Origin of the sequence: Petropleomorpha daqingensis (assembly GCF_013408985.1) — a bacterium.
Taxonomy (GTDB): Bacteria; Actinomycetota; Actinomycetes; order Mycobacteriales; family Geodermatophilaceae; genus Petropleomorpha; species Petropleomorpha daqingensis.
This window is the reverse complement of record NZ_JACBZT010000001.1, coordinates 1875037-1896581: the sequence shown is the minus strand read 5'-3', so window position 1 is coordinate 1896581 and position 21545 is coordinate 1875037. Positions and strand designations below refer to the sequence as shown.

The window sequence follows — 21545 nt, the reverse complement described above, 5'->3', positions numbered from 1 at the left end:
ATGAGCACCGTCGAGCAGCAGGAAACGGTCGGCCACACCGACAACTCGATCCTCATCGACGCCGGCATCGACCACGTCTGGCGGATGACCAACGACCTCGAGGCGTGGCCGGACCTGTTCACCGAGTACGCCGAGGTGGAGATCCTCGCGCAGACCGGCCCGACCTACCGGTTCCGGCTGAAGATGCACCCCGACGAGAGCGGCCGGGTCTGGAGCTGGGTGTCCGAGCGCACCCTCGACGAGGCCGCGCACGAGGTCGTGGCCCGCCGGGTGGAGCCCGGCCCCTTCGAGTTCATGAACATCCGCTGGACCTACACGCCGGAAGGCACCGGCACCCGGATGCGCTGGGTGCAGGACTTCCACATGCGGCCCGAGGCGCCGATCGACACCGCCGGCATGACGCGGCGGATCGACGCCAACAGCAAGGTCCAGATGGCCGTCATCCGCGACAAGGTCGAGGCGGCGGCCCGCGTCAAGGAGCCGGGGACGTGACCGGGCCGGGTCGCTCCGAGGCCGTCGCCGTCGTCCTGCCCGGCGAGAGCGGCGCGATCGCCGGGCTGGCCGGGCCGTGGCGGTTCGACGAGCCGGCGGCCGCCGTCCTGGCCGAGGCGTCCGAGGTCATCGGCCGGGACCTGGCCGACTGGTGGTGCGACCCGCTCGCCATGGCCGATCCCGTTGCTGCCGACCTCGAGGTGGTGGTGACGGGGGTGGCCGCCGTCCGCAGCCTCGCCGCGCTCGGGCTGCGCCCGCACGTCCTGGCCGGGCACGGAGTCGGTGAGTACGGCGCGCTGGTCGCGGCGGGCGCGCTCCGGCTGGACCAGGTGGTCGAGCTGGTCCACTGGCGCGCCGACCTGCTGAACCTGTCGCCTCGGCCGTCCTTCGCCGGGATGGCGGCGGTGATCGGCGCCGGCGCCGAGAGCGTCGCCCGGATGCTGGTCGCCGAGTCCGGCAGCTCCGGCACGCTCACCATCGCCTGCATCGACGGCCCCCGGCAGATCGTGCTCGCCGGCACCCGCGAGGAGCTGACCCGCGCCCGGCGCGCGGTGGCCGTCGCGGGGCTGGACATGGTGCGCCTGCCCGGCCGCGCCGCGTGCCACGGCCCGCTCGTGGCGCCCGTCGTCCCGCACCTGTCCACCGCCCTGGCGCGGCTGGACTGGTCCGAGCCCGACGTCGCGGTGCTGCCCAACGCCGATCCGACGCCGACGCGGGACCCCGAACGGCTGGCCACCTGCCTGCAGGCGCACCTCACCTCGCCCGTGCAGTGGCAGGCGACCTCGCAGGCGCTGGTCGACAGCGGCGCCACCGCCGTTCTCGAGATCGGCAGCGTCCCGGTGCTGGGCCCGCTGATCCGGCAGGTCCACCCGACCCTGCCGGTGGCGCTCGTCTCCGGGCCGCACCTCCCCTTCCCCGTCGACCTGCCCGAACCCGCCCTGGCGAGCCCGGTCCCCACCCGAGGAGAGACATGACGACGATCCAGCACGCCGCGCCGGCGGTCCGCTCCGGCCCGACGGTGCACCGGGCCGACACCGCGCCCAACCGCCGCCGCGGCGGGGACATCCGCGTCCTGCTGTCGCCCACGAGCGTGGGCGCCACGGCCGGGTTCATGGGCACGCTGACCCTCGAGCCGGGCGAGGTCGTGACCGAGCACTGGCACCCCTACTCGGAGGAGTACCTCTACTGCGTCTCCGGCGAGGTGTCGGTGCGGCTGGACGGCGAGGAGCGCCGGCTGCCGGCCGAGGCGGCGGTGCACATCCCGATCGGGGTGCGGCACCGCATCGTCAACGACGGCCCGACGACGGCGTTCTTCGTGTTCATGTGCGGCCCGCTGGCCCCGCGGCCGGAGCTCGGCCACGTGGACACCGAGCCCGCGCCGGGCCCGAACGGCGCTCGGTGAGCGCGGAGGGGCGCCGGGTCGTCGTCACCGGGATCGGCGTGCTCGCTCCCGGCTCGATCGGCCGGGAGGGCTTCTGGGACATGATCACGGCCGGCCGGACGGCGACGCGCCGGATCACGTTCTTCGACCCGGCCCGCTTCCGCTCGCAGGTCGCCGCGGAGGTGGACTTCGACCCGCGCGCGCTCGGGCTGACCGCGAACGAGGTGTTCCGCAACGACCGCTTCGTGCAGATGGCGATGATCGCCGCCGACGAGGCGGTCGCCGACAGCGGGCTGACGTTCGGGGCCGGCGGGGCGGCCGACGCCCCCGACCCCGACCGGGTGGCCATCACGCTGGGCACCGCGGTCGGCGCGACGATGCGGCTGGAGAACGAGTACGTGCAGGTCAGCGACTCCGGCACGCACTGGCTGGTCGACCCGCGCTACGCGACGAACTTCCTGCACCAGGCGCTGGTGCCCAGCTGCGGGGCGACCGAGCTGGCGATCCGGTTCGGCGCGCACGGCCCGGCGACGGTGGTCTCGACCGGCTGCACCTCCGGCATCGACGCCATCGGGTACGGCAGCCAGCTGATCGAGGACGGCGACGCCGACGTGGTGATCGCAGGGGCCAGCGACGCCCCGATCTCGCCGATCTCGATGGCCTGCTTCGACACGATCCGGGCGACCACCGCCAACAACGCCGATCCGGAACACGCCTCCAAGCCCTTCGACGCGCGCCGCGACGGGTTCGTCATGGGCGAGGGCGCGGCGATCCTGGTGCTGGAGGAGCTCGAGCACGCCCGCGCCCGGGACGCGGAGATCTACTGCGAGGTCAGCGGCTACGCCAACCGCTGCAACGCCTTCCACATGACCGGGCTCAAGCCGGACGGCACCGAGATGGCCGAGGCGATCCGGCTGGCGCTGGGGCAGGGCCGGGTCGACCCCGACGAGGTCGGCTACGTCAACGCGCACGGCTCGGGGACGAAGCAGAACGACCGGCACGAGACCGCCGCGGTCAAGCGCAGCCTCGGGGACACCGCGCGCCGGGTGACGATGAGCTCGATCAAGTCGATGATCGGGCACTCGCTCGGAGCGATCGGGTCGATCGAGGTCGCCGCCACGGCGCTGGCCGTGCAGCGCGGCCTCGTCCCCCCGACGGCGAACTACGAGGTGCCCGACCCCGAGTGCGACCTCGACTACGTGCCCAACGTGGCGCGCGAGCAGAAGGTCGACGTCGCGATCTCGGTGGGCAGCGGGTTCGGCGGGTTCCAGTCGGCGATCGTGCTGGCCCACCCCACGCGGCGGATGCCGTGAGCGGGCTGCTGGTCACCGGGCTCGGCGTCGTCGCCCCCACGGGGATCGGAGCCGAGGCGCACTGGGCCGCGCTGCTCGACGAGCGACCGGCGATCGGGCCGATCACCGGCTTCGACGCGGAGCGGTACGGGGTGACGCTGGCCGCCCAGATCCGCGACTTCGACCCCGGCGAGCACGTCTCGACCCAGCTGATGGTGCAGACCGACCGGTGGACGTGGACGTCGCTGGCCGCGGCGACGCTGGCCGCGGCCGACGCCGGCTACCAGGCCCCGGAGGACGCCTACGCCACCTCGGTGTTCCTGGCCTCGGGCTCGGGGGGCAACGAGTTCAGCCAGCACGAGATCCAGGGGCTGTGGGCGAAGGGGCCCAAGTCGGTCGGCGCGTACCAGTCGATCGCCTGGTTCTACGCCGCCAGCACCGGCCAGATCTCGATCCGCGACGGCTACAAGGGACCCAGCGGCGTCGTCGTCTCGGAGGGCGCCGGCGGGCTGGACAGCATCGGCTGGGCCCGCCGCGTCGCCCGCCGGGGCACCCCGGCGGTGCTCGTGGGGGGCACCGAGGCCGGCATCTGCCCGTACGCCCTGCTCTGCCAGGCGACCAGCGGCCGGCTGTCGACGGCGACCCGCCCCGAGGAGGCCTACCGGCCGTTCGACCGCCGGGCCGACGGGCACGTGATCGGCGAGGGCGGCGCGATCCTGCTGGTCGAGGAGCCCTCGGCCGCGCGGGCACGGGGCGCGGAGAAGGTGTACGGCGAGGTCGCCGGCTACGGCGCCACCCACGACGCCTACCACTCCGAGGACCCGGCGCCGGACGCGACGCAGTACGCGCGGGCGATCCGGCTGTCGCTGGCCGACGCCGGGGTCGGCCCGGACGACGTCGACCTGGTGGTGGCCGACGCCGCCGGCACGCCCGAGCTCGACGCGCTCGAGCTGCAGGCGTTCGCCGCGGTGTTCGGCGACCGGACGACGCCGGTGCCGGTGACCGCTCCGTCGTCCTGGACCGGGCGGCTGATGGCCGGCGGCTCGGCGCTGAACGTGGCCACCGCCCTGCTGGCGATGCGGGACGGGATCGTGCCCGGCATCGCGTTCCTCGACGACCCGGTCGACGCCCCGGGCGTGGACCTCGTGCGCCATCCGCGCGTGCAGGACGTGTCGACGGTGGTGGTCGTCGCCCGGGGGTTCGGCGGCTTCAACAGCAGCATCGTGCTGCGGCGCTACGCAGGGGGGATGTCATGACCATGCTCGAGGAGCGGCCCGGAACCGTGCACGGCGGGGCGGTCCGCACGTTGCTGCGGATGCGCGTGCGGGAGGGCTGCGAGGACCGGTTCGAGGACGCCTGGCGGGAGGCGGCCGCGCAGATCGCCGCCGTCCCCGGCAACCTCAAGCAGGAACTGCTGCGCGACGGCGACGACCCGCGGACCTTCCTCATCGCCGCCGACTGGGCCGACCGCGCCGCGGTCGACGCGTTCGGCCGGTCCAGCGCGCGGGAGATGCTGACCGAGGCGCTGCGCGACCTGCGGGAGGACGCCGACCGCAGCACGTTCGACCTGCTCTACGGGGTGACGGGCGGCGAGCAGGCCTCGCACGTGCGCATCGACATCGCCACGCGCGTCGGCGAGGGTGAGGGCGAGGCGTTCGAGCGCGCCTACGCGGTGGTGACCGACCGGCTGCGGGGGACGCCCGGGCTGATCCGCGAGGAACTGCTGCACGAGGCGGGCACGGACCTCTACCACATCTTCGCCGAGTGGGAGACCGAGCAGGACTTCCGCAACTGGGTGGACGACCCGTCGCACGCCGACCAGACGGGCCCGATCATCCGCTGGCTGTCGGTGTTCTTCGACCGCAAGGTCTTCGAGATCCGGTTCCGGCCGCCGGAGGCCGGGGTGGCCCGGGTGAACGCGGAACCGGCCGCCGTCCCCGCTGCCCCCGCTGCCCCCGCCGTCGTGGAGCCCGAGCCGGTGCGGGTGCCCGAGCCGCGACCGCAGCCGGTCGTCCAGGCGCCCCCCACGCCGTCGCCGAACGGCGTGGTGCGGACGGCGAAGGCGAGCGAGGTGCTGGTCGTCGGCGCCGGCCCGACCGGGCTGACCGCGGCGATCGAGCTGGCCCGCCGCGGGATCGCGGTGCGGGTGATCGACAAGCGCCCGGAGCCGTCGACCCAGGCGGACAAGGCGATCGGCATCCACTGCCGGACGATGGAGATCTGGGAGGACATGGGCATCGTCACCGAGGCGATGGACGCCGGGACGTGGTTGCACGGCCAGACCGTGTTCGTCAACGGCACGCAGACCCACCAGGTGGACTGGTCCGGCCTGGACGAGCTGCCCTACGCCCACCTGGGGCTGCCGCAGTACGAGACCGAGCGGCTGCTGGGTGCGCACCTGGCCTCGCTGGGGATCGAGGTCGAGCGCGGCGTGGAGCTGCGCGGGTTCCAGCAGGACGACGACGGGGTGACCGCGCAGCTCGAGTACCCCGGCGGCACCGCGGGGACGGCGCGGGCGCAGTACCTCGTCGGGGCGGACGGTGCCTCGAGCGCGGTGCGGGCCGGCCTCGGCCTGACGTTCGAGGGCGGGCTGTCGATGTTCCCCCAGCTGTTCATGCTCGGGGACGTCGACGTCGACTGGGACATGCCGCCCGGGCACCTGCTCCGGTGGGTGCGGATCGAGGAGGGCGGGGACTTCACCGGCATGCTGGTGTGCGTCCCGCTCAAGGGGCGCAACCGGTACCGGATCGCGACGCTGGCGCCGGAGCGGCTCCAGAAGACGATCGGCAGCGGCGTCGTCCCGCCGGGGTTCTGGAAGGAGTACGACCCGCCGGGCCTGGAGGACCTCCAGGCCGTGATCGACGACCTGGGGCCGGCCGGGACGACGGCGAGCAACCTGCGGTGGGCGTCGATCTTCCGGATCAAGCACGGCATCGTCGACCGCTACCGCGTCGGCCGGGTGTTCGTGGCCGGGGACGCCGCGCACCTCCACCCGCCGGCGGGCGGGCAGGGCATGAACACCGGCATCCAGGACGCCTGGAACCTGTCCTGGAAGCTGGCGCTCGCCGTGCGCGGCGCCGCGTCGCCGTCGCTGCTGGACAGCTACGAGGCGGAGCGGCGGCCGGCGGGCAAGGCGATCGTCGACCGGGCCGTGGCCATCGCGTTCACCGACGAGATGGACATGGAGGACGAGAAGGCGCAGTTCCTGCTCGAGATGCAGATGACCATGAACTACGCCGGCAGCCCGCTCGTCGGCGAGGTCACCGGTCTCGACGGGTTCAGCGGCGGGCCCGCGCCCGGCTACCGGGCACCGGACGTCCTCGGCCTGCGGCGCTTCGGCGTGCAGCACGACGTGCGGCTGTTCGACCTGACGCACGGCACGCACACGACGCTGCTGCTCACCGCCGACGCGACCACGCCGAAGTCGCAGATCATGGAGATGGAGGCGCTGGCCTCCTCGATCCGGGAGGCGACCGGCGGGCAGGTGCACCCGTACCTGATCGCCTGCGCCGCGGCGAAGGTGCCGCCGCTGGTCGACCTGCCGGTGCTGCGCGACTGCCACGGGGCGTTCGCCGCGGCCTACGGGCTGGGCGGGGAGACCGGCTCGGCAGCGTACGTCGTGCGGCCCGACGGGCACGTCGGGTTCCGCACCCGCCCGGTGACCGAGAGCGCGCTGCGCGCCCACCTCGCTGGGGTGTTCGCTTCCTGAGCACACGCCAGAGGCCCCCTCGACGAGATCGAGGGGGCCTCTGCCGGGTGAGGTGCTGGAACGGCTCCCCTGCAGGGGCCCGCCCCGAGCGTGCGAGGGGTGGGGGGCAGGGGGTCCTTCTACTGCACGGCGCGGCGGTGGGTGAGGATCCAGCCGGCGACGGCGGGGATCACGACCCAGGCGGCCAGGATGACGGCCGACTGCGTCTGCGACTGGCCCTGACCCAGGTTCAGCACCGCGTTCGCCGGGTCGATCTTCTCGGCGATCTCGGGCTTGAAGCCCGACAGCAGCGGGATCACACCCAGCAGCACCAGGTACAGCGAGGTCAGCGCCGCCGGGGTGTTGGCGAAGGCCGCGCCGGCGCCGGCGCCGGTCACCGCGAAGGCGACGCAGGCCACCACGGCGGCGGTCATCGCCCGCCCGGCGCCGTCCCACGAGGTGCTGTCGCCGACCATCACGGCCAGCACGCCGGCGGTCAGCGCGGTCGAGATCGCACCGAGCACCGCCCCCGTCAGCGCCATCGCCGTGGCCTTGGACGCCAGCACCCGGCCGCGGTGCGGCACGAGCAGGTACGTCGTCTGCACGGTGCGGTGGCTCCACTCCCCTGCGGTGCACAGCACGCCCAGCGCGATGAGCAGGTAGCCGGTGAGCAGCCCCATGACCGCGATCGGCCCGTCGACCGACGGCAGCGGCTCCGTGCTCGCGCCGGCGACGACGGCGGTCGCGGCGGGCGCCAGCACGATCGCCGCGGCGGCCAGCGCCTTGCCGGAGCGGGTGGACAGCGACTTGCGGATCTCGATGCCGACCAGCGACGGCAGTGACGGGCCGGTCCGGCGCACGACGGGGCGGACGGGGACGATCGTGGTCGGGGTGGCAGTGGCGGTCATGTCGGTCTCCTCGGAGGTGGCGAAGGGTGGGTGGTCGGCGGGTGAGCTCATGACGCCACCGCCGTGAGCTGGAAGAAGAGGTCCTCCAGGCCGCGCTGCAGCGGCCGCAGGTCGGTCAGCGCGATCCCGGCGGCGGCCGCGACGGCCCCGACGGCGGAGGGCTCGGCACCCTCGACGACCAGCGCGCCGTCCGCGCCGTGTTGCACGTGGAACCTCGCGCCCTCGAGCGCGCGGGCCAGGCCGGCGACGTCGGCGGCCCGCACCGACGTCCCCTCGGAGCCGAGCAGCTCGGCGACCGGGCCGTCGGCGACGATCCGGCCGGAGCCGATGACCAGCAGCCGGTCGACGGTGTGCTCGACCTCGCCGAGCAGGTGCGACGACAGCAACACCGTGCCGCCGCGCGCCGCGTGCCCGCGGAGCAGGTCGCGCATCCACCGGATGCCCTCGGGGTCCAGGCCGTTGGCCGGCTCGTCGAAGATCAGCACCGGCGGGTCGGGCAGCAGCGCGCCGGCGATGCCGAGCCGCTGCCGCATGCCGAGGGAGTAGCCGCCGACCCGGCGCCGGGCCGCGTCGGCGAGCCCGACCAGCTCGAGCGCCTCGTCGACCCGGGACGACGGGACGCCGATCGTGTCGGCCATCAACCGCAGGTGCGTCCGCCCGGACCGGCCGGGGTGCACCGCGGAGGCGTCGATCAGGGTGCCGACGACGGCGCCCGGGTTCGGGAGCTCCGCGTAGGGCCGGCCGTCGACGGTCGCGGTCCCGGACGTCGCCGGCACCAGCCCGGTCATCACCCGCATCGTCGTCGTCTTGCCGGCGCCGTTCGGGCCGAGGAAACCGGTCACCGTGCCCGGCTCCAGGGCGAAGGACACGTCGTCGACGACGGTCCGGTTGCCGTACTGCTTGGTGAGTCCGCTGACCTTGATCATCTCGGGTCCCTCTCCGGGTCGTCCTGGTGTCGACGACGAATCTGCCGAGGAGGCCCGGGTCCCCGCGTCGGCCGGACGACTGGAAGCGACGTCGACGGACGGCGGAACCTCGTCATCCGAAAGTTGACGTCGGTGATCCACCTGCGGGCGACCCGCGGGCGCTCGTGCGCGAAATACGCTCCGACGCATGGAGATCCGGGCGCGCCTGTTCCCGGGCTTCCGCACGCGCTCGATCTGGTTCGACGGCGTCGTCGCCCTGCTCGGCACGAGCACCATCGCCGTCGGCGTCCTCACCCCCGACGCCGACCTGCTGCTGCCCGACGCCGTCCTGATCGCGCTCGGCGTGCTGCAGGCGCTCGCGCTCTTCCTCTTCCGCCGCCGGGCGCCGCTGGTGCCGTTCGTGCTCAGCGCCGTCCTGGCCGCGGCGTCCACGGCCCTGACCGCCGGGCTGCTGCTCACCGCCTACGCCGTCGGCCGCTACGTCGGCCGCTGGCCGCTGCGGATCGCCGCCGGCGTGGTCGGCGCGGTGGCGGTGGCCCAGCCGTGGTCCATCGGGACGGTGGACGGGGCCGTGAGCGGGCTCGGCGGAATCCTGCTGGCCATCGTGCTGCCCGGCGCGCTGGGCATCTGGCAGCGCACCCGCGCCCTGCTGCTCGCCGCGCTGCGGGACCGCGCCGAGCGGGCCGAGGCCGAGCGGGAGCTGCTGGCGCGCGACGCCGTCCTCACCGAGCGGACCCGCATCGCCCGCGAGATGCACGACGCCGTCGGGCACCGGGTGAGCCTCATGGTGCTGCAGGCCGGTGCGATCGAGATGGCCGCCGGCGACCGCGACCGCGTCGAGCAGCTGGCCGACCAGGTGCAGACCGCCGGACGGCAGGCGCTCGACGAGCTGCGGCAGATGGTCGGCGTGCTGCGCGCCGGCGAGGTGGACGACGCGGCGCCGCTCGGCCCGCAGCCCGGGTTGTCGGACCTGCCGCGGCTGGTCGAGCAGTCCCGGGAGGCCGGGATGCACGTCGAGCTCAGCGGCTGCGCCGACGCCCCGATCGACGACGTCGTCGGCCGGGCCGCCTACCGGATCGTGCAGGAGGCGCTGACCAACGCCGGCAAGCACGCCCCCGGTGCGCCGGTCACCGTGGTCGTCGACCGGCCGGCGACGGCGCTGGAGATCCGGGTGGTCAACGGCCCGTCCGCCGGGCCGCTGCGCACGCCCCCCAGCGGCGGCTTCGGCCTGGTGGGGTTGGGTGAGCGGGTGCGCACGCTGGGCGGGACCCTGACCGCCGAACCCCGGTTGGACGGCGGGTTCGCCGTCGAGGCGGTGCTGCCGACGTGATCCGGGTGCTCTTGGTGGACGACGAGGAGCTGGTGCGCTTCGGGCTGCGCACCGTGCTCGAGGCGGCCGGGGACTTCGAGGTCGTCGGCGAGGCCGGGGACGGCGCGGCCGGGGTGAAGGCGGCCCGCGAGCTGCGGCCGGACGTCGTCCTCACCGACATCCGCATGCCCGGCATGGACGGGCTGACCGCCACCCAGCAGATCCTCGCGCTGCCGGACCCGCCGCAGGTCGCCGTCCTGACCACCTTCCACGTCGACGAGTACGTGTACGCGGCCCTGGCCGCGGGCGCCGCCGGCTTCCTGCTCAAGGACACCCCGCCCCGGGGGATCGCCGCCGCGGTGCGGGCCGTCGCCGACGGGACGGCGACGCTCTCCCCCAAGGTCACCGCGGCGCTCATCGACTCCTACGTCGACCGCCGCGCCGCCCCGCGCAGGGCCGAGGCGCAGCGGCGGATCGCCGACCTGTCCGACCGCGAGCGCGAGGTGCTCGTGCTCCTGGGCAGCGGCGAGTCCAACGCCGAGCTGGCCCGCACGCTGTACGTCAGCGAGGCGACGGTGAAGACCTACGTCTCCCGCCTGCTCACCAAGCTCGACCTGGCCAACCGCACGCAGGCCGCGATCCTCGCCCACGAGGCCGGGCTGCTGGAGAGCTAACCCATCAAGGACCACACGGCGGCCGGGCTCTCCCAGTGGGCGTTGTGCCCCGCCCCGGGGATCAGCCGCGCCGTGGGGTCGATCCGCTGCATCGCCGGCAGGGACACCATGGCGTCGCCGTCGCCAGCCGCCAGGTGCAGCGGGGCGAGGCACCGCCGCAGGATGCCGGTCACCGACGGCCCGACGGCGGAGAACACCCGGTTGTCCAGGGCGACGGTCCAGCCGCCCTCGACCTCGCGCACGCCCGCCAGGGCCACCTCGTCGCCGGGTGACGCCAGACCGCGCAGGCCCGCGAGGGCCAGGTGCCGGGCTGCCGCCTCGTCCCTGGTGGCGAACACCTTCCCGGGCCGGTCGGCGAGCGCGCGGGCCCCGGACTCCTCCTCCCCTGTCCACTCGAGCTTGGTCCCGACGGCGACGACCCGGTCGACGTCGACCCCGAACTCACCGCTGCCCAGCAGGGCCCCGACGACCCCGCCGAAGGAGTGGGCGAGCACCGTCACCCTGCCCGCGCCGAGCTCCGTGACGAGCTCGGCCATGTCGGCGGCGTGCACCGCGTAGCCGTAGGGAGGTGCGGCGAGCGAGCGGCCGTGGCCCCGGAGATCGGGCGCGACCCAGCGGCCGTGGACGAGCGGGAGCAGCCGCTCCCACACGGCGCCGGTCGCCCCGAGCCCGTGCAGGAGCAGCAGCAGGTCGTCTCCCGAGCCGCCGGTGGCGCAGGAGATGCCGGTCCTGGAGATCACAGGGCCGCGTACACCGCGTCCAGGTAGGCCTCCGCCCGGGGCGAGCCGACGATGCCCGGCGCCATCCGGTTCATCATGTAGCTCGTCGTCACCCGGCGGTCGAGGTCCATGACGATCATCGAGCCGCCCCAGCCGCCCCAGTAGCAGACCCGCCCCTCGGGGAGGTACGGCACGGCGCCCGACGGCGAGAGCCCGAAGCCGATGCCGAACCGGAACGGCACGCCGAGCACCAGGTCGATGCCGTCGGACTGGACGTCGAAGACCAGGTCGAGGGTCTTGTCCGACAGCAACCGGACGCCGCCGGCCTCGCCGCCGAGCGAGACCACCCGCATGACGTCGAGGACACCGCGCGCGTTGCTGTGCCCGTTGAGCGCGCCCATGTCGGCGGCCCGCCATTCCGGGGTGTTGGCCTTGGCGGCGTCGGCGACCGGGCCGGTGAAGCAGCGGAAGACCGGGCTGGCCGGGTCGAGGGTGGCCAGGTCGATCGGCAGCGGCGGCGGCGGGACGACGGGCGCGATCCGGCCCTCGTCCTCCGGGCGCGCGCCGATCTGGAAGTCCGCGCCGAGCGGCCCGGCCAGCTCCTCGGCCACGTACTGCTTGAGCGGCCGGCCGTCGACCCGGCGCAGCACCTCGCCGAGCAGGTGGCCCTGGTTCTGCGCGTGGTAGCCCGACGCCGTGCCGGGCTCCCACCACGGCGCCTGCGCGGCCAGGCGGGCCACGGCGCTGTCCCAGTCGTACATGTCCTCGACGGTGAAGGGCGGGTCCCAGCCGGCCACGCCGGAGGTGTGCGACATGAGGTGGCGGACGCGGACGTCGTCCTTGCCGTTGGCGTGGAACTCCGGCCAGTACTCGGCGACCGGCGCGTGCACGTCCAGCTGCCCCTTCTCGACCAGGGTGAGCACCGCGAGGTTGGTGATCGTCTTGGTCGTCGACCAGACGTTGACGATCGTGTCCTGCGTCCACGGCGTCGTCCGGGCCTCGTCGCGGTAGCCGCCCCACAGGTCCACGACGGTCTCGCCGTCGACGTCGACGGCGATCGACGCGCCGAGCTCCTCGCCGTCGAGCTGCTCCGCGAGCGCGTCGCGCACTCGCGAGAACCGGTCGTCGCAGGTGCCGTGGACCTCGGCCATGGGCCCTCCCGGGGGTGGACGCGACCCCTCTGTCGCGTAGGTCCGGATTCGACCACCATGGGCGGCCCCTGACAATGATCATGAAACGGCCGATCCGGTATCGGATGCGTACGTGGTCGCGGAACGGGGCAGGGGCGCAACACCACGGGGGCTACCAACCCGAGGGGAGACGCATGCTCACCGAGAAGTCACGCCCGGTCATCGAGGCGACCTTGCCCGTGGTCGGGGAGAACATCGGCAAGATCGCCGAGCGCTTCTACCAGCACCTGTTCGGGGAGCACCCCGAACTGCTCGACGGCATCTTCAACCGCGGCAACCAGGCCGAGGGCACCCAGCAGCGTGCCCTGGCCGGCTCGGTCGCGCTGTTCGCCACCGCGCTGGTCGAGCACCCCGACCACCTGCCGGAGCACCTGCTGCAGCGGATCGCGCACAAGCACGCCTCCCTCGGCATCAGCCCCCCGCAGTACCAGGTCGTGCGCGACAACCTGTTCTGGGCGATCGCCGACGTCCTCGGCGACGCGGTCACGCCGGAGGTCGTCGCCGCGTGGGACGAGGTGTACTGGCTGATGGCCCGCGCGCTGATCAACCAGGAACGCGGTCTGTACAGCGCCCGCGGCGTCCGCCCGGAGACGGTCTGGCGCGACTGGGAGGTCGCCGAGAAGCGCCAGGAGACCGACGACGTCGTCACCTTCACCGTCCGCCGGGTCGACGACCGGATCGTCAAGACGTCGCTGCCCGGCCAGTACGTCACGGTCAAGGTCCTGATGCCCGACGGCGTGCACCAGCCGCGCCAGTACAGCCTCACCCGCGCCGACGACGGCGAGCACCGCTCGTTCGCGGTCAAGCGGGTCACCGGCGACGGCACGCCGGACGGCGAGGTGTCCCACCTGCTGTTCGACACCGTGGGCGTCGGCGACCGGCTGACCCTGTCGGTGCCCTACGGCGACGTCGTCCTCGACGACTCCGGTCGCCCCGTGGTCTTCGCCAGCGCCGGCATCGGGGTCACGCCGATGGCCGGGATGCTCTCGCACCTGGCCGTGGCCGGCTCCCACCTGCCGATCACCGTGCTGCACGCCGATCTGCACGAGGCCGCGTTCCCGCTGCGGCAGCAGGTGCTCGACGACGTCCGGAAGCTGCCGAACGCCTCGCTGCACGTCTGGTACGAGCACGGCCCGGACGGCGAGCTGGCGGTCGACAGCCGGCACGGCGGGATCATGAACCTCGACGACGTGCAGCTGCCCGACGACGCGCAGTACTACCTCTGCGGGCCGCTGCCGTTCATGCGCGGGATCCGCGGCGTGCTGCTCGACCGCGGCGTCTCGCCCGCGGACATCCAGTACGAGGTGTTCGGCCCCGACCTGTGGCAGGCCGACGCCGACTAGCGGTGGAGCTCCTCGTCGAGGGTGAACTCGCCGGTCTTCAGCTCGCCGACGCGCTGGTAGGTCGTGATCAGCACGCCGGTGGAGGTCGCCCGCGACGAGGTCACCCGCCACGAGCGCGGGATGGTCCCGTCGCCGAAGAGCCGCTTGCCGGAGCCGAGCGTGACGGGGCTGACCATCACCCGCAGCTCGTCGACCAGGTCCTCGGCCAGCAGCGTCTGGATCAGCCCGGCACTGCCGTGCACCTGGAGCTCGCCGCCGTCCTCGGCCGTGAGCGCGCGGACCGCCTCGGCGACGTCGCCCTCGATCAGCCGCGCGCCGTCCCAGTCGACCTTGTCCAGGGTCCGCGAGGCGACGTGCTTGGGCTTGGTGTTGAGCGCGTCGGCGATCGGGTTGCCGGCGTCGGCGGGGACCTGCGGCCAGAAGCCGGCGAAGATCTCGTAGGTGGTCCGGCCGAGCAGGAAGTCCTGCGCGCCGGCGAACCAGTCGACGACCTGCTGGCCGGAGTCGTCGGAGAAGAAGGGGTGCGACCAACCGCCGTAGGCGAAGCCGCCGGAGGCGTCCTCCTCCGGGCCGCCGGGGGCCTGCATGACCCCGTCGAGGGTCACGAACGTCTGGACGACGAGCGGGCGGGGCATGGCTTCCTCCTGGCGTTCTCGGGTGTCTGTGCACTGAGACGTCGAACGGGGCCGGCACTCATCGACACGACAGCGTGAAAAGGCTCCAGAGGTCGTCGCGATCTGTCGATGACCCCGGCATGGGCAGGCAGCGCACCGACGCCGAGCAGCAGATCGCCGATCTGCTGCGGACGGCGCGGCGGTCGCTGAAGATGTCCGTCGCGTTCCTGAGCCGGCTCGACGGCACCACGCAGCACCTCGAGGTCATGGAGTCCTCGGTGCCGCTGGTCTTCCGCGACGGGCTGACCCAGCCGCAGGAGACGACGTTCTGCCAGGCGATCCTCGACGGCCGGCTGCCCGCTGTCATCCCCGACGTGCGCATGCACCCGGAGGCGATGGTGCTGCCGGCGGCGCGCATCCCGCGGATCCGCAGCTACGTCTCCGCCCCCGTGCGGTTCGCCGACGGCGAGCTGTACGGCACCTTCTGCGCCTTCGGCTTCACCTCGGATCCCGAGCTGACCACGCGGGACCAGGCGCTGATCGAGGTGCTCGCCTCGGCGGCGTCGGTGATCCTCGAACCCGAGGTGCACGAGCAGCACCGGCGGGCCGAGATCGCCGAGCGACTCGCCCCGGTGGTCGAGGCGGGCGGGCCGCTCGTCGTCCTGCAGCCCGTCGTCGACCTGGCCACCGGCGACCGGGTGGGCGCGGAGGCGCTCAGCCGCTTCCCGGCCGACTGGGGCAAGCCGCCGGACGTCTGCTTCGCCGAGGCGCACAGCATCGGCACCGGGCACCAGCTCGAGCTGCTCGCCCTGGAGCGCGCCGCCGAGCACCTGGACCGCGTCGGCGGCTACGTCGCCATGAACGTCTCCCCCAGCACGCTGCAGCTGCCCGCGTGCGCCGACCTGCTCGCGCGGCTGCCCCTGCACCGCGTGCTGCTGGAGCTCTCCGAGCACGACCCGGTCGAGGACTACGCCGCGCTGGCCGCCGTCCTGGCGCCGTTCCGCGCCGCTGGCCTGCGGCTGGCCATCGACGACGTCGGTGCCGGCTTTAGCTCGCTGCGGCACATCGTGGTGACCGCGCCCGACGTGATGAAGCTCGACCGCAGCATCGTCTCCGGCGTCGACAGCGACCCGGTGCTGTCCACGCTGGTGCATTCGCTGGTCGAGTTCGGCCACGGCTGCGACGTCCAGGTCGTGGCCGAGGGCGTGGAGACCGCCGCGGAGGCCGCGACCCTGCTGGCGCTCGGCGTCGACCACGGCCAGGGCTGGCACTTCGGCCGCCCGGGTCCGGCGGAGGCCCTGGCCCCGGTGGCCGCCGTCGCCGTCTGACCTCCGGGGGAACAGACCTCGCCCCTCGTGCGCTGGCCGGAGCATGTCCAAGACGTGGTTCATCACCGGCGCATCCCGCGGCTTCGGCCGCGAGTGGGCCATCGCGGCGCTCGAGCGGGGCGACACCGTCGCCGCGACCGCCCGCGACACCAGCACCCTCGACGACCTGGTCGAGCGTTTCGGCGACAAGATCCTGCCCATCCGGCTCGACGTGACCGACCGCGAGGCCGATCTCGCCGCCGTCGCGCAGGCGCACGAGCGCTTCGGCCGGCTCGACGTCGTCGTCAACAACGCCGGCTACGGGCAGTTCGGGATGATCGAGGAGATCTCCGAGGAGGAGGCACGCGCGCAGTTCGAGACCAACGTGTTCGGCGCGCTGTGGATCACCCAGGCCGCGCTGCCGTACCTCCGGGCGCAGGGCTCGGGGCACATCCTGCAGGTCTCGTCGATCGGCGGGATCAGCGCGTTCCCGAACATCGGCATCTACAACGGCTCGAAGTGGGCGCTCGAGGGCATCAGCCAGGCGCTGGCCCAGGAGGTCGCCGACTTCGGCATCAAGGTCACGATCATCGAGCCGGGCGGTTTCTCCACCGACTGGGGCGGCGCCTCGGCCAAGCTCGCGGCGCCGAACCCGGCCTACGACGAGTACCGGGAGAAGGCCGCCGAGGAGCGCAAGGCCCGTGTCGCCTCGCCCGGCGACCCGGAGGCGTCGGCGTCCGCCGTCCTGGCGATCGTGGACGCGGAGAACCCGCCGCTGCGGGTCTTCTTCGGCACCGCGCCGCTGGGCATCGCCACCCGCGACTACGAGTCCCGGCTGGCCACCTGGCGCGAGTGGGAGCACGTCGCCCGCCAGGCCCAAGGCTGAGCCCCCTCAGGCATGGGAAGCGATACGTGCGTCTCGCGCCCGAAAACGCACGTATCGCTTCCCATGCCTGGGTCGGTCACCGCTCGACGGGGTCGGGGATCGGGGCGCCGGAGGGCAGGCCGGCGTCGACGTGCGCCTGGTAGGTCGGCTCCCACGGCACGGTGTCCTTGCTGTGCGGGCCGCGCGAGGGGACGCCGTCGAGCACCTTGACCAGCTCGGCCAGGCACACGTACCAGCCGCTGCCGTTGCGGGCGGCGGTCGAGCGGTCCGACAGCACGTTCACCAGCCTCAGCCGGCACCCGCCGTCGGCCGGCTCCAGCGCGAGGTGCAGCTCGTCGTCCCCCCAGGTGAACGCCAGCCGGGACGGCGGCTCGTAGGCGAGCACCCGCCCCGTCGAGCCCTCCATGTACGGATCGCCCGAGAACGTCACCGCCCCGCCGACCCGCGGCTCCAGCTGCACCGCCGAGGGGAACCAGCGCACCAGCTCCCCCGGCTCGGTGACCGCCCGCCAGACGCGCTCGACCGGGTGCGGGAAGGTCCGCTCGAAGCGCACCGCGGGCCGGCCGTCGAGCTCCACGTAGGTGCCCAGGTCCGTCATGACCGTTCCTCCGTCTCGTCCAGATGCCTGCCGAGTGCGTCGAGGCGGTCGTTCCACAGCGCCCGGTACGGGTCCAGCCAGGCGTCGAGCTCGGCCAGCGGGGCCGGGTCGAGCGCGTAGATCCGCCGCTGCGCCTCCGGGATCACCCGCACCAGCCCGGCCTCCCGCAGCACCCGCAGGTGCTTGGAGGTCGCGGGCTGGGTCAGCCGCAGCGCCCCGACCAGCTCACCGACCGCGCGGGGTCGCTCCCGGAGCAGGCCCAGGACCGCCCGCCGCTTCGGATCGGCCAGCGCCGCCCACGTCGCCTCGTGCACGTCGACGAGCATGCCTCTGCAGGCATATGCCCGTCAAGGCATGGAGCGGGCTCGACCCGCCGGGAGGCAGGCGAGGACGGCGAGCAGCACGCTCAGCGCCAGCGCGGTGACCTCCACCGCGTCGCCGGGACCGGCGTGCGCGGCGTGGAACACGAGGTGCGGGACGCCGAACACCAGCCACGCCACGCCGGCCACCCACGGCCGCACGGCGGCCGGCCGCAGCAGCGCGAGAACGGTCACCACCAGCAGGGCCAGGTAGAGCGCGCCGACGTCGCGGACCAGGTGCTCGTCGTACGGCCCGGCCTCGGAGACCCACGTGTACCCCAGGCCGGGGAACGACGAGTAGAAGGACGACGGCGCGAACAGCGCCCAGAACCCCACGACGGCGGCGGACAGCGCGAGCAGCGCCAGCGCCGCCCGGACGACCGTTCTCACCGAGCGTCTCGCGCAGGGGCGAGGGCGGCCAGCCACTCGTCGAAGGTCTCCCGGCCGCGCGGCCCCGGCTCGGTGGGCAGGAGCGCCCCCTCGGCCATCTGCCGGCCGGCCTGCCCGGGTAGCCGGACCGGGAGCACCGGCCGCCGCGACCCCCGTGCCGCCAGCACCCGCCGGGCGAGGTCGACGAGCTCGTGCACCTCGGGACCGGCCAGGTCCGGGGCCGGTCCGGCGGGCGGCCCGTCGACCAGCGCGGCCAGCGCCGCCGCGACCTCGCGCGCCGCGACCGGCTGCACGCGCATGCGCGGGAGGACGGCGACCGGCCCCGGGATGCGCGCCAGCAGCTGGTCGGCGAACTCGTGGAACTGGGTCGCCCGCAGCACCGTCGCGGGCACGTCGCCGTCCAGGACCGCCCGCTCCTGCGCGCGCTTGGCCGCGTAGTAGCCCGTGTCGACCCGGTCGACCCCGACGATCGACAGGACGACGTGGTGGCCGACCCCGGCGCGCCGGCCCGCCTCGAGCAGGTGACGAGTGCCGGCGGCGAAGAACGCCTCGGCCGGGCCGCGTCGCGTCGTCGTCACGTTGCTGACGTCGACGACGGCCCCGGCGCCCTCGAGCGCCGCGTCCAGCCCCGCCCCGGTGGTGATGTCGACGCCCGTCGAGCGCGCCAGCACCACCGGGTCATGTCCCGCGGCCCTCAGCTCCTCGACCAGCAGGCCCCCGACCAGGCCGGTCCCCCCGGCCACCGCGATCCGCATCGCCCGTCCTCCTCCGTCTCAGTCCTCCCCCATGAGACGGAGCAGGGGCCGGAAGCGTGACACGGGGTCAGGAGTTCTCCTCGACGTACTGCTCCGGGTCCTTGTCGCGGATCGGGATGCCGGCGTAGTGCTGCGCCTCGTAGGTGAGGAACTGCACCGCGATGTCGTGCCGGGTCTGCAGGTCGGCGTGGTGGCGGAAGTCGAGCAGGTCCTCCCGCTCCTCCTCGCCCATGTGGTCGTCGTTGGCCTTGCGCGCGTCCCACACGGCGGTCCACCACTCGTCGGTGTCGACCTCGTGGTCGTGCGTCTTCCTCACCGCGTCGCGGATGTCGTTGTGGTCCTTGATGGCGTCCTCGACCTCCTCGTCGACGTCGCCGTCCGGATTGCCCTTCCCCAGCTTGAGCAGCCGCGGGTAGAAGAACTTCTCCTCCGCCTCGGCGTGCACCTCGAGCAGCACCTCGAGCCTCGCCCAGACGGCACCCAGCGCGGCGGTGTCGCCGCGGGGCATCTCGTCCAGGACGGCGAACATCCGCCGCTGCTCGTGGTGCTGCTCGAGGATGACTTCGGTGATGTCCATGCCCCGGACCCTCGTCGGCGTCCCGGGCCTTCGCAATCTCAGCGAGCGGAGACCGGCAGGTAGGGCTCGAGCGCCTTGAGGACGGCGGCCTGCGGCCGAGCCCCGACCAGCGTCGTGACCAGCTCGCCACCGATGAACAGACCGAGCGTCGGCATGCCGAGGACGCCGTAGCGGCGGGTGACCTCGGGGTTCTCGTCGACGTCGAGGGTGACGACGCGCAGCCGGCCGGCCTCCTCGGTCGCGATCCGCTCGAGCACCGGCTTGATCATCGTGCACGGCGGGCACCAGTCGGCGGTGAAGTCGACGAGCACGGGGGTCTCGGCGGCGAGGACGTCGCGGGCGAACGCGGCGTCGGTGGTGGTGGGCAGGGACATGACGCTCTCCTCGGGGATCAGCGGTTGACCTGGGCGATCAACCGGTCGTGCGGGCTGGTCTCCTCGCCGCACTCGCAGACGAGACGGGCGGTCACCCGGCCGCCGCAGCCGCCGTGCCGGTAGACGACGTCCTGCGCCGCGCCCGCGCCGAGGTGCCGCTCGCCCCAGTCGGACACGGCGGCCAGCAGCGGGAGCAGGTCGGCTCCGGCGTCGGTGAGGACGTACTCGGTGCGCTCGCGGCTGCCGGGGATCCGGTAGGGGCGCGGGGCCAGGACCCCGGCGGCGGTCAGCCGCCGCAGCCGGTCGGACAGGACGGTGCGCGGCGCGCCGGTCGCGGCCTCGAGCTCGTTGAACCGGCGCAGCCCGAGGGCGACCTCGCGGACGACGAGCAGCGCCCACCGCTCGCCGACGAGGGACAGCACCTGCGCCACACCGTCGTTCACGGTCCTGAGTCTAGACCCTGGACCCAGTGTGGATGCAAGGGGCGCCTGCGGCGGGTCGGAGGAGGAGTCAGCTGACGGCCGAGGGCAGATACGGCTCGAGGGCCTGCATCACCGCGTAGCCGGGCCGGCCGCCGACGACGGTGGTGACCAGCTCGCCGCCGATGAACAAGCCGAGCGTGGGCATGCCCATGACGTGGTACCGGTCGGTGGTGACCGGGTTCTCGTCGACGTCGAGGGCGATCACCGTCATCCGCGCGGCCTGCTCGACGGCGAGGTTCTCGATGACCGGCGCCATCATCTTGCAGGGCTGGCACCAGGGGGCGGTGAAGTCGACCAGCACCGGCGTCGGGCTGGCCAGGACGTCGTCGGCGAAGGTCGCGTCGGTGGTGAACGGCACGGGCATGGGATGTCCCCCTCTGCGGTCAGCTCGCAGGCAGTCGGAACATGGTGGCGTCGTCGTAGGCCGTCGTCCAGACCGAGCCGAACGCCACCACCACATCGCCGGCGCTCTCGACGTCTGCCGAGACGCCGGACACGGGCGCACCGGTCGCGGCGTCCAGCCGGACGAGGAACCGCTCCCCGTTGCGCAGGAAGACGCCGTCCCCGGCCGCGGCGATGCTGCCGTCGAGACCGATGCCGACGGCGGTCGTGACCTGCACGGCCCCGGTGCTCGGATCCAGGCGCACCGTCGCATCGGCGCCCCCGGCCCACACCTGGTCGGTGACGGCGACCGCGAGCGGCCGGTCGAGGCCCGTCGCCCGGACCGCCACGGTGCCGGCGTCCGGATCGACCCGGAGCACCTGCCCGTCGGGCTGGCTGGCCACCCACAGACCGGCCGGTCCCGCGCCCACGTCGGTCCCTCGGGCCCCGAGAGCGATCGTGGTGACGACCGCCCCGGTCGCCGGGTCGAGGCCGCGCAGCGTGCTTCCGTCACCGGCCAGCACCCACAGTCGCCCGGAGGCGGTGACCAGATGCCCCTGGCTCGCCGTCTTGTTCAGCGGGAACACCGCGGTCACCTCGCCGCTGGCGGGATCGACGCGGACGACGTCGGTGTCCCGGCACGCCCAGACGGCCCCCAGACCCGCGCCGACCCCTTGGCACAGGCCACCGCCGAGCTCCACGCTGAGCGCCGACTTGCCGGTGTCGGGATCGATGCGGTCGAGCGTGCCGTCGTCACGCTTCACCCAGACGCCGTCCTCGGCGACCGCCAGCCAGTCCGGGCCTCCCGGCAGGCGCAGCCGCGCCTCCTGGATGTCCTCGGCAGCGAACACCGGGAAGCCCTCGGGAGCCGTCGACCGCACAGTGGCAGAGGTCGTCGCC

At 73.8% G+C, this 21545-nt stretch carries 25 protein-coding genes; 11 read left to right on the top strand and 14 right to left on the bottom strand.

Going from position 1 to position 21545, the window contains the following annotated elements; all coding sequences use genetic code 11:
* Genes GGQ55_RS09395 through GGQ55_RS09370 form a run of 6 tightly spaced genes read left to right on the top strand, consistent with a single transcriptional unit; the run spans nucleotide 1 to nucleotide 6874 of the window.
* A complete protein-coding gene (locus GGQ55_RS09395) occupies nucleotides 1-492 on the top strand; it encodes an SRPBCC family protein (protein ID WP_179716219.1) in 492 nt (163 codons plus the stop codon).
* Nucleotides 489-1466 (top strand): ACP S-malonyltransferase, encoded by a 978-nt coding sequence (locus tag GGQ55_RS09390; protein WP_179716218.1) that lies wholly within the window; start codon nucleotides 489-491, stop codon nucleotides 1464-1466. Before GGQ55_RS09395 ends, GGQ55_RS09390 begins: the two co-directional genes overlap by 4 nt.
* Complete coding sequence (locus tag GGQ55_RS09385; RefSeq protein WP_179716217.1) at nucleotides 1463-1894, top strand: cupin domain-containing protein; 432 nt, start codon at nucleotides 1463-1465, stop codon at nucleotides 1892-1894. Before GGQ55_RS09390 ends, GGQ55_RS09385 begins: the two co-directional genes overlap by 4 nt.
* On the top strand, nucleotides 1891-3186 hold the full coding sequence (locus GGQ55_RS09380) for a beta-ketoacyl-[acyl-carrier-protein] synthase family protein (protein WP_179716216.1): 1296 nt from the start codon (nucleotides 1891-1893) through the stop codon (nucleotides 3184-3186). The genes GGQ55_RS09385 and GGQ55_RS09380 overlap by 4 nt, the downstream gene beginning before the upstream one ends.
* Nucleotides 3183-4421: a beta-ketoacyl synthase N-terminal-like domain-containing protein gene (locus tag GGQ55_RS09375; RefSeq protein ID WP_179716215.1), complete on the top strand. Its 1239-nt coding sequence runs from the start codon at nucleotides 3183-3185 to the stop codon at nucleotides 4419-4421. The genes GGQ55_RS09380 and GGQ55_RS09375 overlap by 4 nt, the downstream gene beginning before the upstream one ends.
* Complete coding sequence (locus GGQ55_RS09370; protein ID WP_246323789.1) at nucleotides 4418-6874, top strand: FAD-dependent oxidoreductase; 2457 nt, start codon at nucleotides 4418-4420, stop codon at nucleotides 6872-6874. The genes GGQ55_RS09375 and GGQ55_RS09370 overlap by 4 nt, the downstream gene beginning before the upstream one ends.
* A 119-nt stretch (nucleotides 6875-6993) precedes the next feature.
* Here the strand turns inward: GGQ55_RS09370 and GGQ55_RS09365 are convergent, their stop codons facing one another.
* Together GGQ55_RS09365 and GGQ55_RS09360 are read right to left on the bottom strand one after the other, a co-directional pair.
* Nucleotides 6994-7761, bottom strand: coding sequence for a hypothetical protein (locus GGQ55_RS09365; RefSeq protein WP_179716214.1), 768 nt, complete (start codon nucleotides 7759-7761; stop codon nucleotides 6994-6996).
* 47 nt (nucleotides 7762-7808) lie between these two features.
* Entirely contained in the window at nucleotides 7809-8687 is an 879-nt protein-coding gene (locus GGQ55_RS09360) for an ABC transporter ATP-binding protein (RefSeq protein WP_179716213.1), read from the bottom strand.
* A gap of 187 nt (nucleotides 8688-8874) precedes the next feature.
* Here GGQ55_RS09360 and GGQ55_RS09355 point away from each other — a divergent pair, with 187 nt between their 5' ends.
* Together GGQ55_RS09355 and GGQ55_RS09350 are read left to right on the top strand one after the other, a co-directional pair.
* The gene (locus GGQ55_RS09355) at nucleotides 8875-10017 is read left to right on the top strand and encodes a sensor histidine kinase (RefSeq protein ID WP_179716212.1); all 1143 of its coding nucleotides are present in this window, start codon (nucleotides 8875-8877) and stop codon (nucleotides 10015-10017) included.
* On the top strand, nucleotides 10014-10670 hold the full coding sequence (locus tag GGQ55_RS09350; RefSeq protein WP_179716211.1) for a response regulator transcription factor: 657 nt from the start codon (nucleotides 10014-10016) through the stop codon (nucleotides 10668-10670). The genes GGQ55_RS09355 and GGQ55_RS09350 overlap by 4 nt, the downstream gene beginning before the upstream one ends.
* Here the strand turns inward: GGQ55_RS09350 and GGQ55_RS09345 are convergent.
* The gene (locus GGQ55_RS09345; protein WP_179716210.1) at nucleotides 10667-11410 is read right to left on the bottom strand and encodes an alpha/beta fold hydrolase; all 744 of its coding nucleotides are present in this window, start codon (nucleotides 11408-11410) and stop codon (nucleotides 10667-10669) included. The genes GGQ55_RS09350 and GGQ55_RS09345 overlap by 4 nt on opposite strands.
* Nucleotides 11407-12540, bottom strand: a complete 1134-nt coding sequence (locus tag GGQ55_RS09340; protein ID WP_179716209.1) for a serine hydrolase domain-containing protein — start codon at nucleotides 12538-12540, stop codon at nucleotides 11407-11409. The genes GGQ55_RS09345 and GGQ55_RS09340 overlap by 4 nt, the downstream gene beginning before the upstream one ends.
* A gap of 173 nt (nucleotides 12541-12713) precedes the next feature.
* Here GGQ55_RS09340 and GGQ55_RS09335 point away from each other — a divergent pair, with 173 nt between their 5' ends.
* Nucleotides 12714-13922, top strand: coding sequence for a globin domain-containing protein (locus GGQ55_RS09335; RefSeq protein WP_179716208.1), 1209 nt, complete (start codon nucleotides 12714-12716; stop codon nucleotides 13920-13922).
* On the opposite strand, the gene GGQ55_RS09330 is transcribed toward GGQ55_RS09335, so the two are convergent.
* A complete protein-coding gene (locus GGQ55_RS09330) occupies nucleotides 13919-14557 on the bottom strand; it encodes a dihydrofolate reductase family protein (RefSeq protein WP_179716207.1) in 639 nt (212 codons plus the stop codon). The genes GGQ55_RS09335 and GGQ55_RS09330 overlap by 4 nt on opposite strands.
* Nucleotides 14558-14676: 119 nt before the next feature.
* On the opposite strand from GGQ55_RS09330, the gene GGQ55_RS09325 reads away from it, so the two are divergent.
* Nucleotides 14677-15864, top strand: a complete 1188-nt coding sequence (locus GGQ55_RS09325; protein ID WP_179716206.1) for an EAL domain-containing protein — start codon at nucleotides 14677-14679, stop codon at nucleotides 15862-15864.
* A gap of 43 nt (nucleotides 15865-15907) precedes the next feature.
* Nucleotides 15908-16729, top strand: coding sequence for an SDR family oxidoreductase (locus tag GGQ55_RS09320; RefSeq protein ID WP_179716205.1), 822 nt, complete (start codon nucleotides 15908-15910; stop codon nucleotides 16727-16729).
* 76 nt (nucleotides 16730-16805) lie between these two features.
* Here GGQ55_RS09320 and GGQ55_RS09315 read toward each other — a convergent pair whose 3' ends face one another.
* From GGQ55_RS09315 to GGQ55_RS09275, 9 genes are all read right to left on the bottom strand, one after another.
* Nucleotides 16806-17327, bottom strand: coding sequence for an SRPBCC family protein (locus GGQ55_RS09315; protein WP_179716204.1), 522 nt, complete (start codon nucleotides 17325-17327; stop codon nucleotides 16806-16808).
* Entirely contained in the window at nucleotides 17324-17641 is a 318-nt protein-coding gene (locus GGQ55_RS09310) for an ArsR/SmtB family transcription factor (protein WP_366489023.1), read from the bottom strand. The genes GGQ55_RS09315 and GGQ55_RS09310 overlap by 4 nt, the downstream gene beginning before the upstream one ends.
* A gap of 33 nt (nucleotides 17642-17674) precedes the next feature.
* Nucleotides 17675-18076: a hypothetical protein gene (locus GGQ55_RS09305; RefSeq protein ID WP_179716202.1), complete on the bottom strand. Its 402-nt coding sequence runs from the start codon at nucleotides 18074-18076 to the stop codon at nucleotides 17675-17677.
* Complete coding sequence (locus GGQ55_RS09300) at nucleotides 18073-18831, bottom strand: SDR family oxidoreductase (RefSeq protein WP_179716201.1); 759 nt, start codon at nucleotides 18829-18831, stop codon at nucleotides 18073-18075. The genes GGQ55_RS09305 and GGQ55_RS09300 overlap by 4 nt, the downstream gene beginning before the upstream one ends.
* Before the next feature lie 67 nt (nucleotides 18832-18898).
* Nucleotides 18899-19408, bottom strand: a complete 510-nt coding sequence (locus tag GGQ55_RS09295) for a hemerythrin domain-containing protein (RefSeq protein ID WP_179716200.1) — start codon at nucleotides 19406-19408, stop codon at nucleotides 18899-18901.
* 38 nt (nucleotides 19409-19446) lie between these two features.
* Nucleotides 19447-19782: a thioredoxin family protein gene (locus tag GGQ55_RS09290; protein WP_246323788.1), complete on the bottom strand. Its 336-nt coding sequence runs from the start codon at nucleotides 19780-19782 to the stop codon at nucleotides 19447-19449.
* A gap of 17 nt (nucleotides 19783-19799) precedes the next feature.
* On the bottom strand, nucleotides 19800-20225 hold the full coding sequence (locus tag GGQ55_RS09285; RefSeq protein ID WP_179716199.1) for a winged helix-turn-helix transcriptional regulator: 426 nt from the start codon (nucleotides 20223-20225) through the stop codon (nucleotides 19800-19802).
* 67 nt (nucleotides 20226-20292) lie between these two features.
* Nucleotides 20293-20628 (bottom strand): thioredoxin family protein, encoded by a 336-nt coding sequence (locus GGQ55_RS09280; RefSeq protein ID WP_179716198.1) that lies wholly within the window; start codon nucleotides 20626-20628, stop codon nucleotides 20293-20295.
* Between the two features lie 19 nt (nucleotides 20629-20647).
* Nucleotides 20648-21496 carry an NHL repeat-containing protein gene (locus GGQ55_RS09275; RefSeq protein ID WP_179716197.1) on the bottom strand — a complete coding sequence of 283 codons (849 nt, stop codon included), beginning with the start codon at nucleotides 21494-21496 and terminating at the stop codon, nucleotides 20648-20650.
* Nucleotides 21497-21545 lie beyond the last annotated feature (49 nt).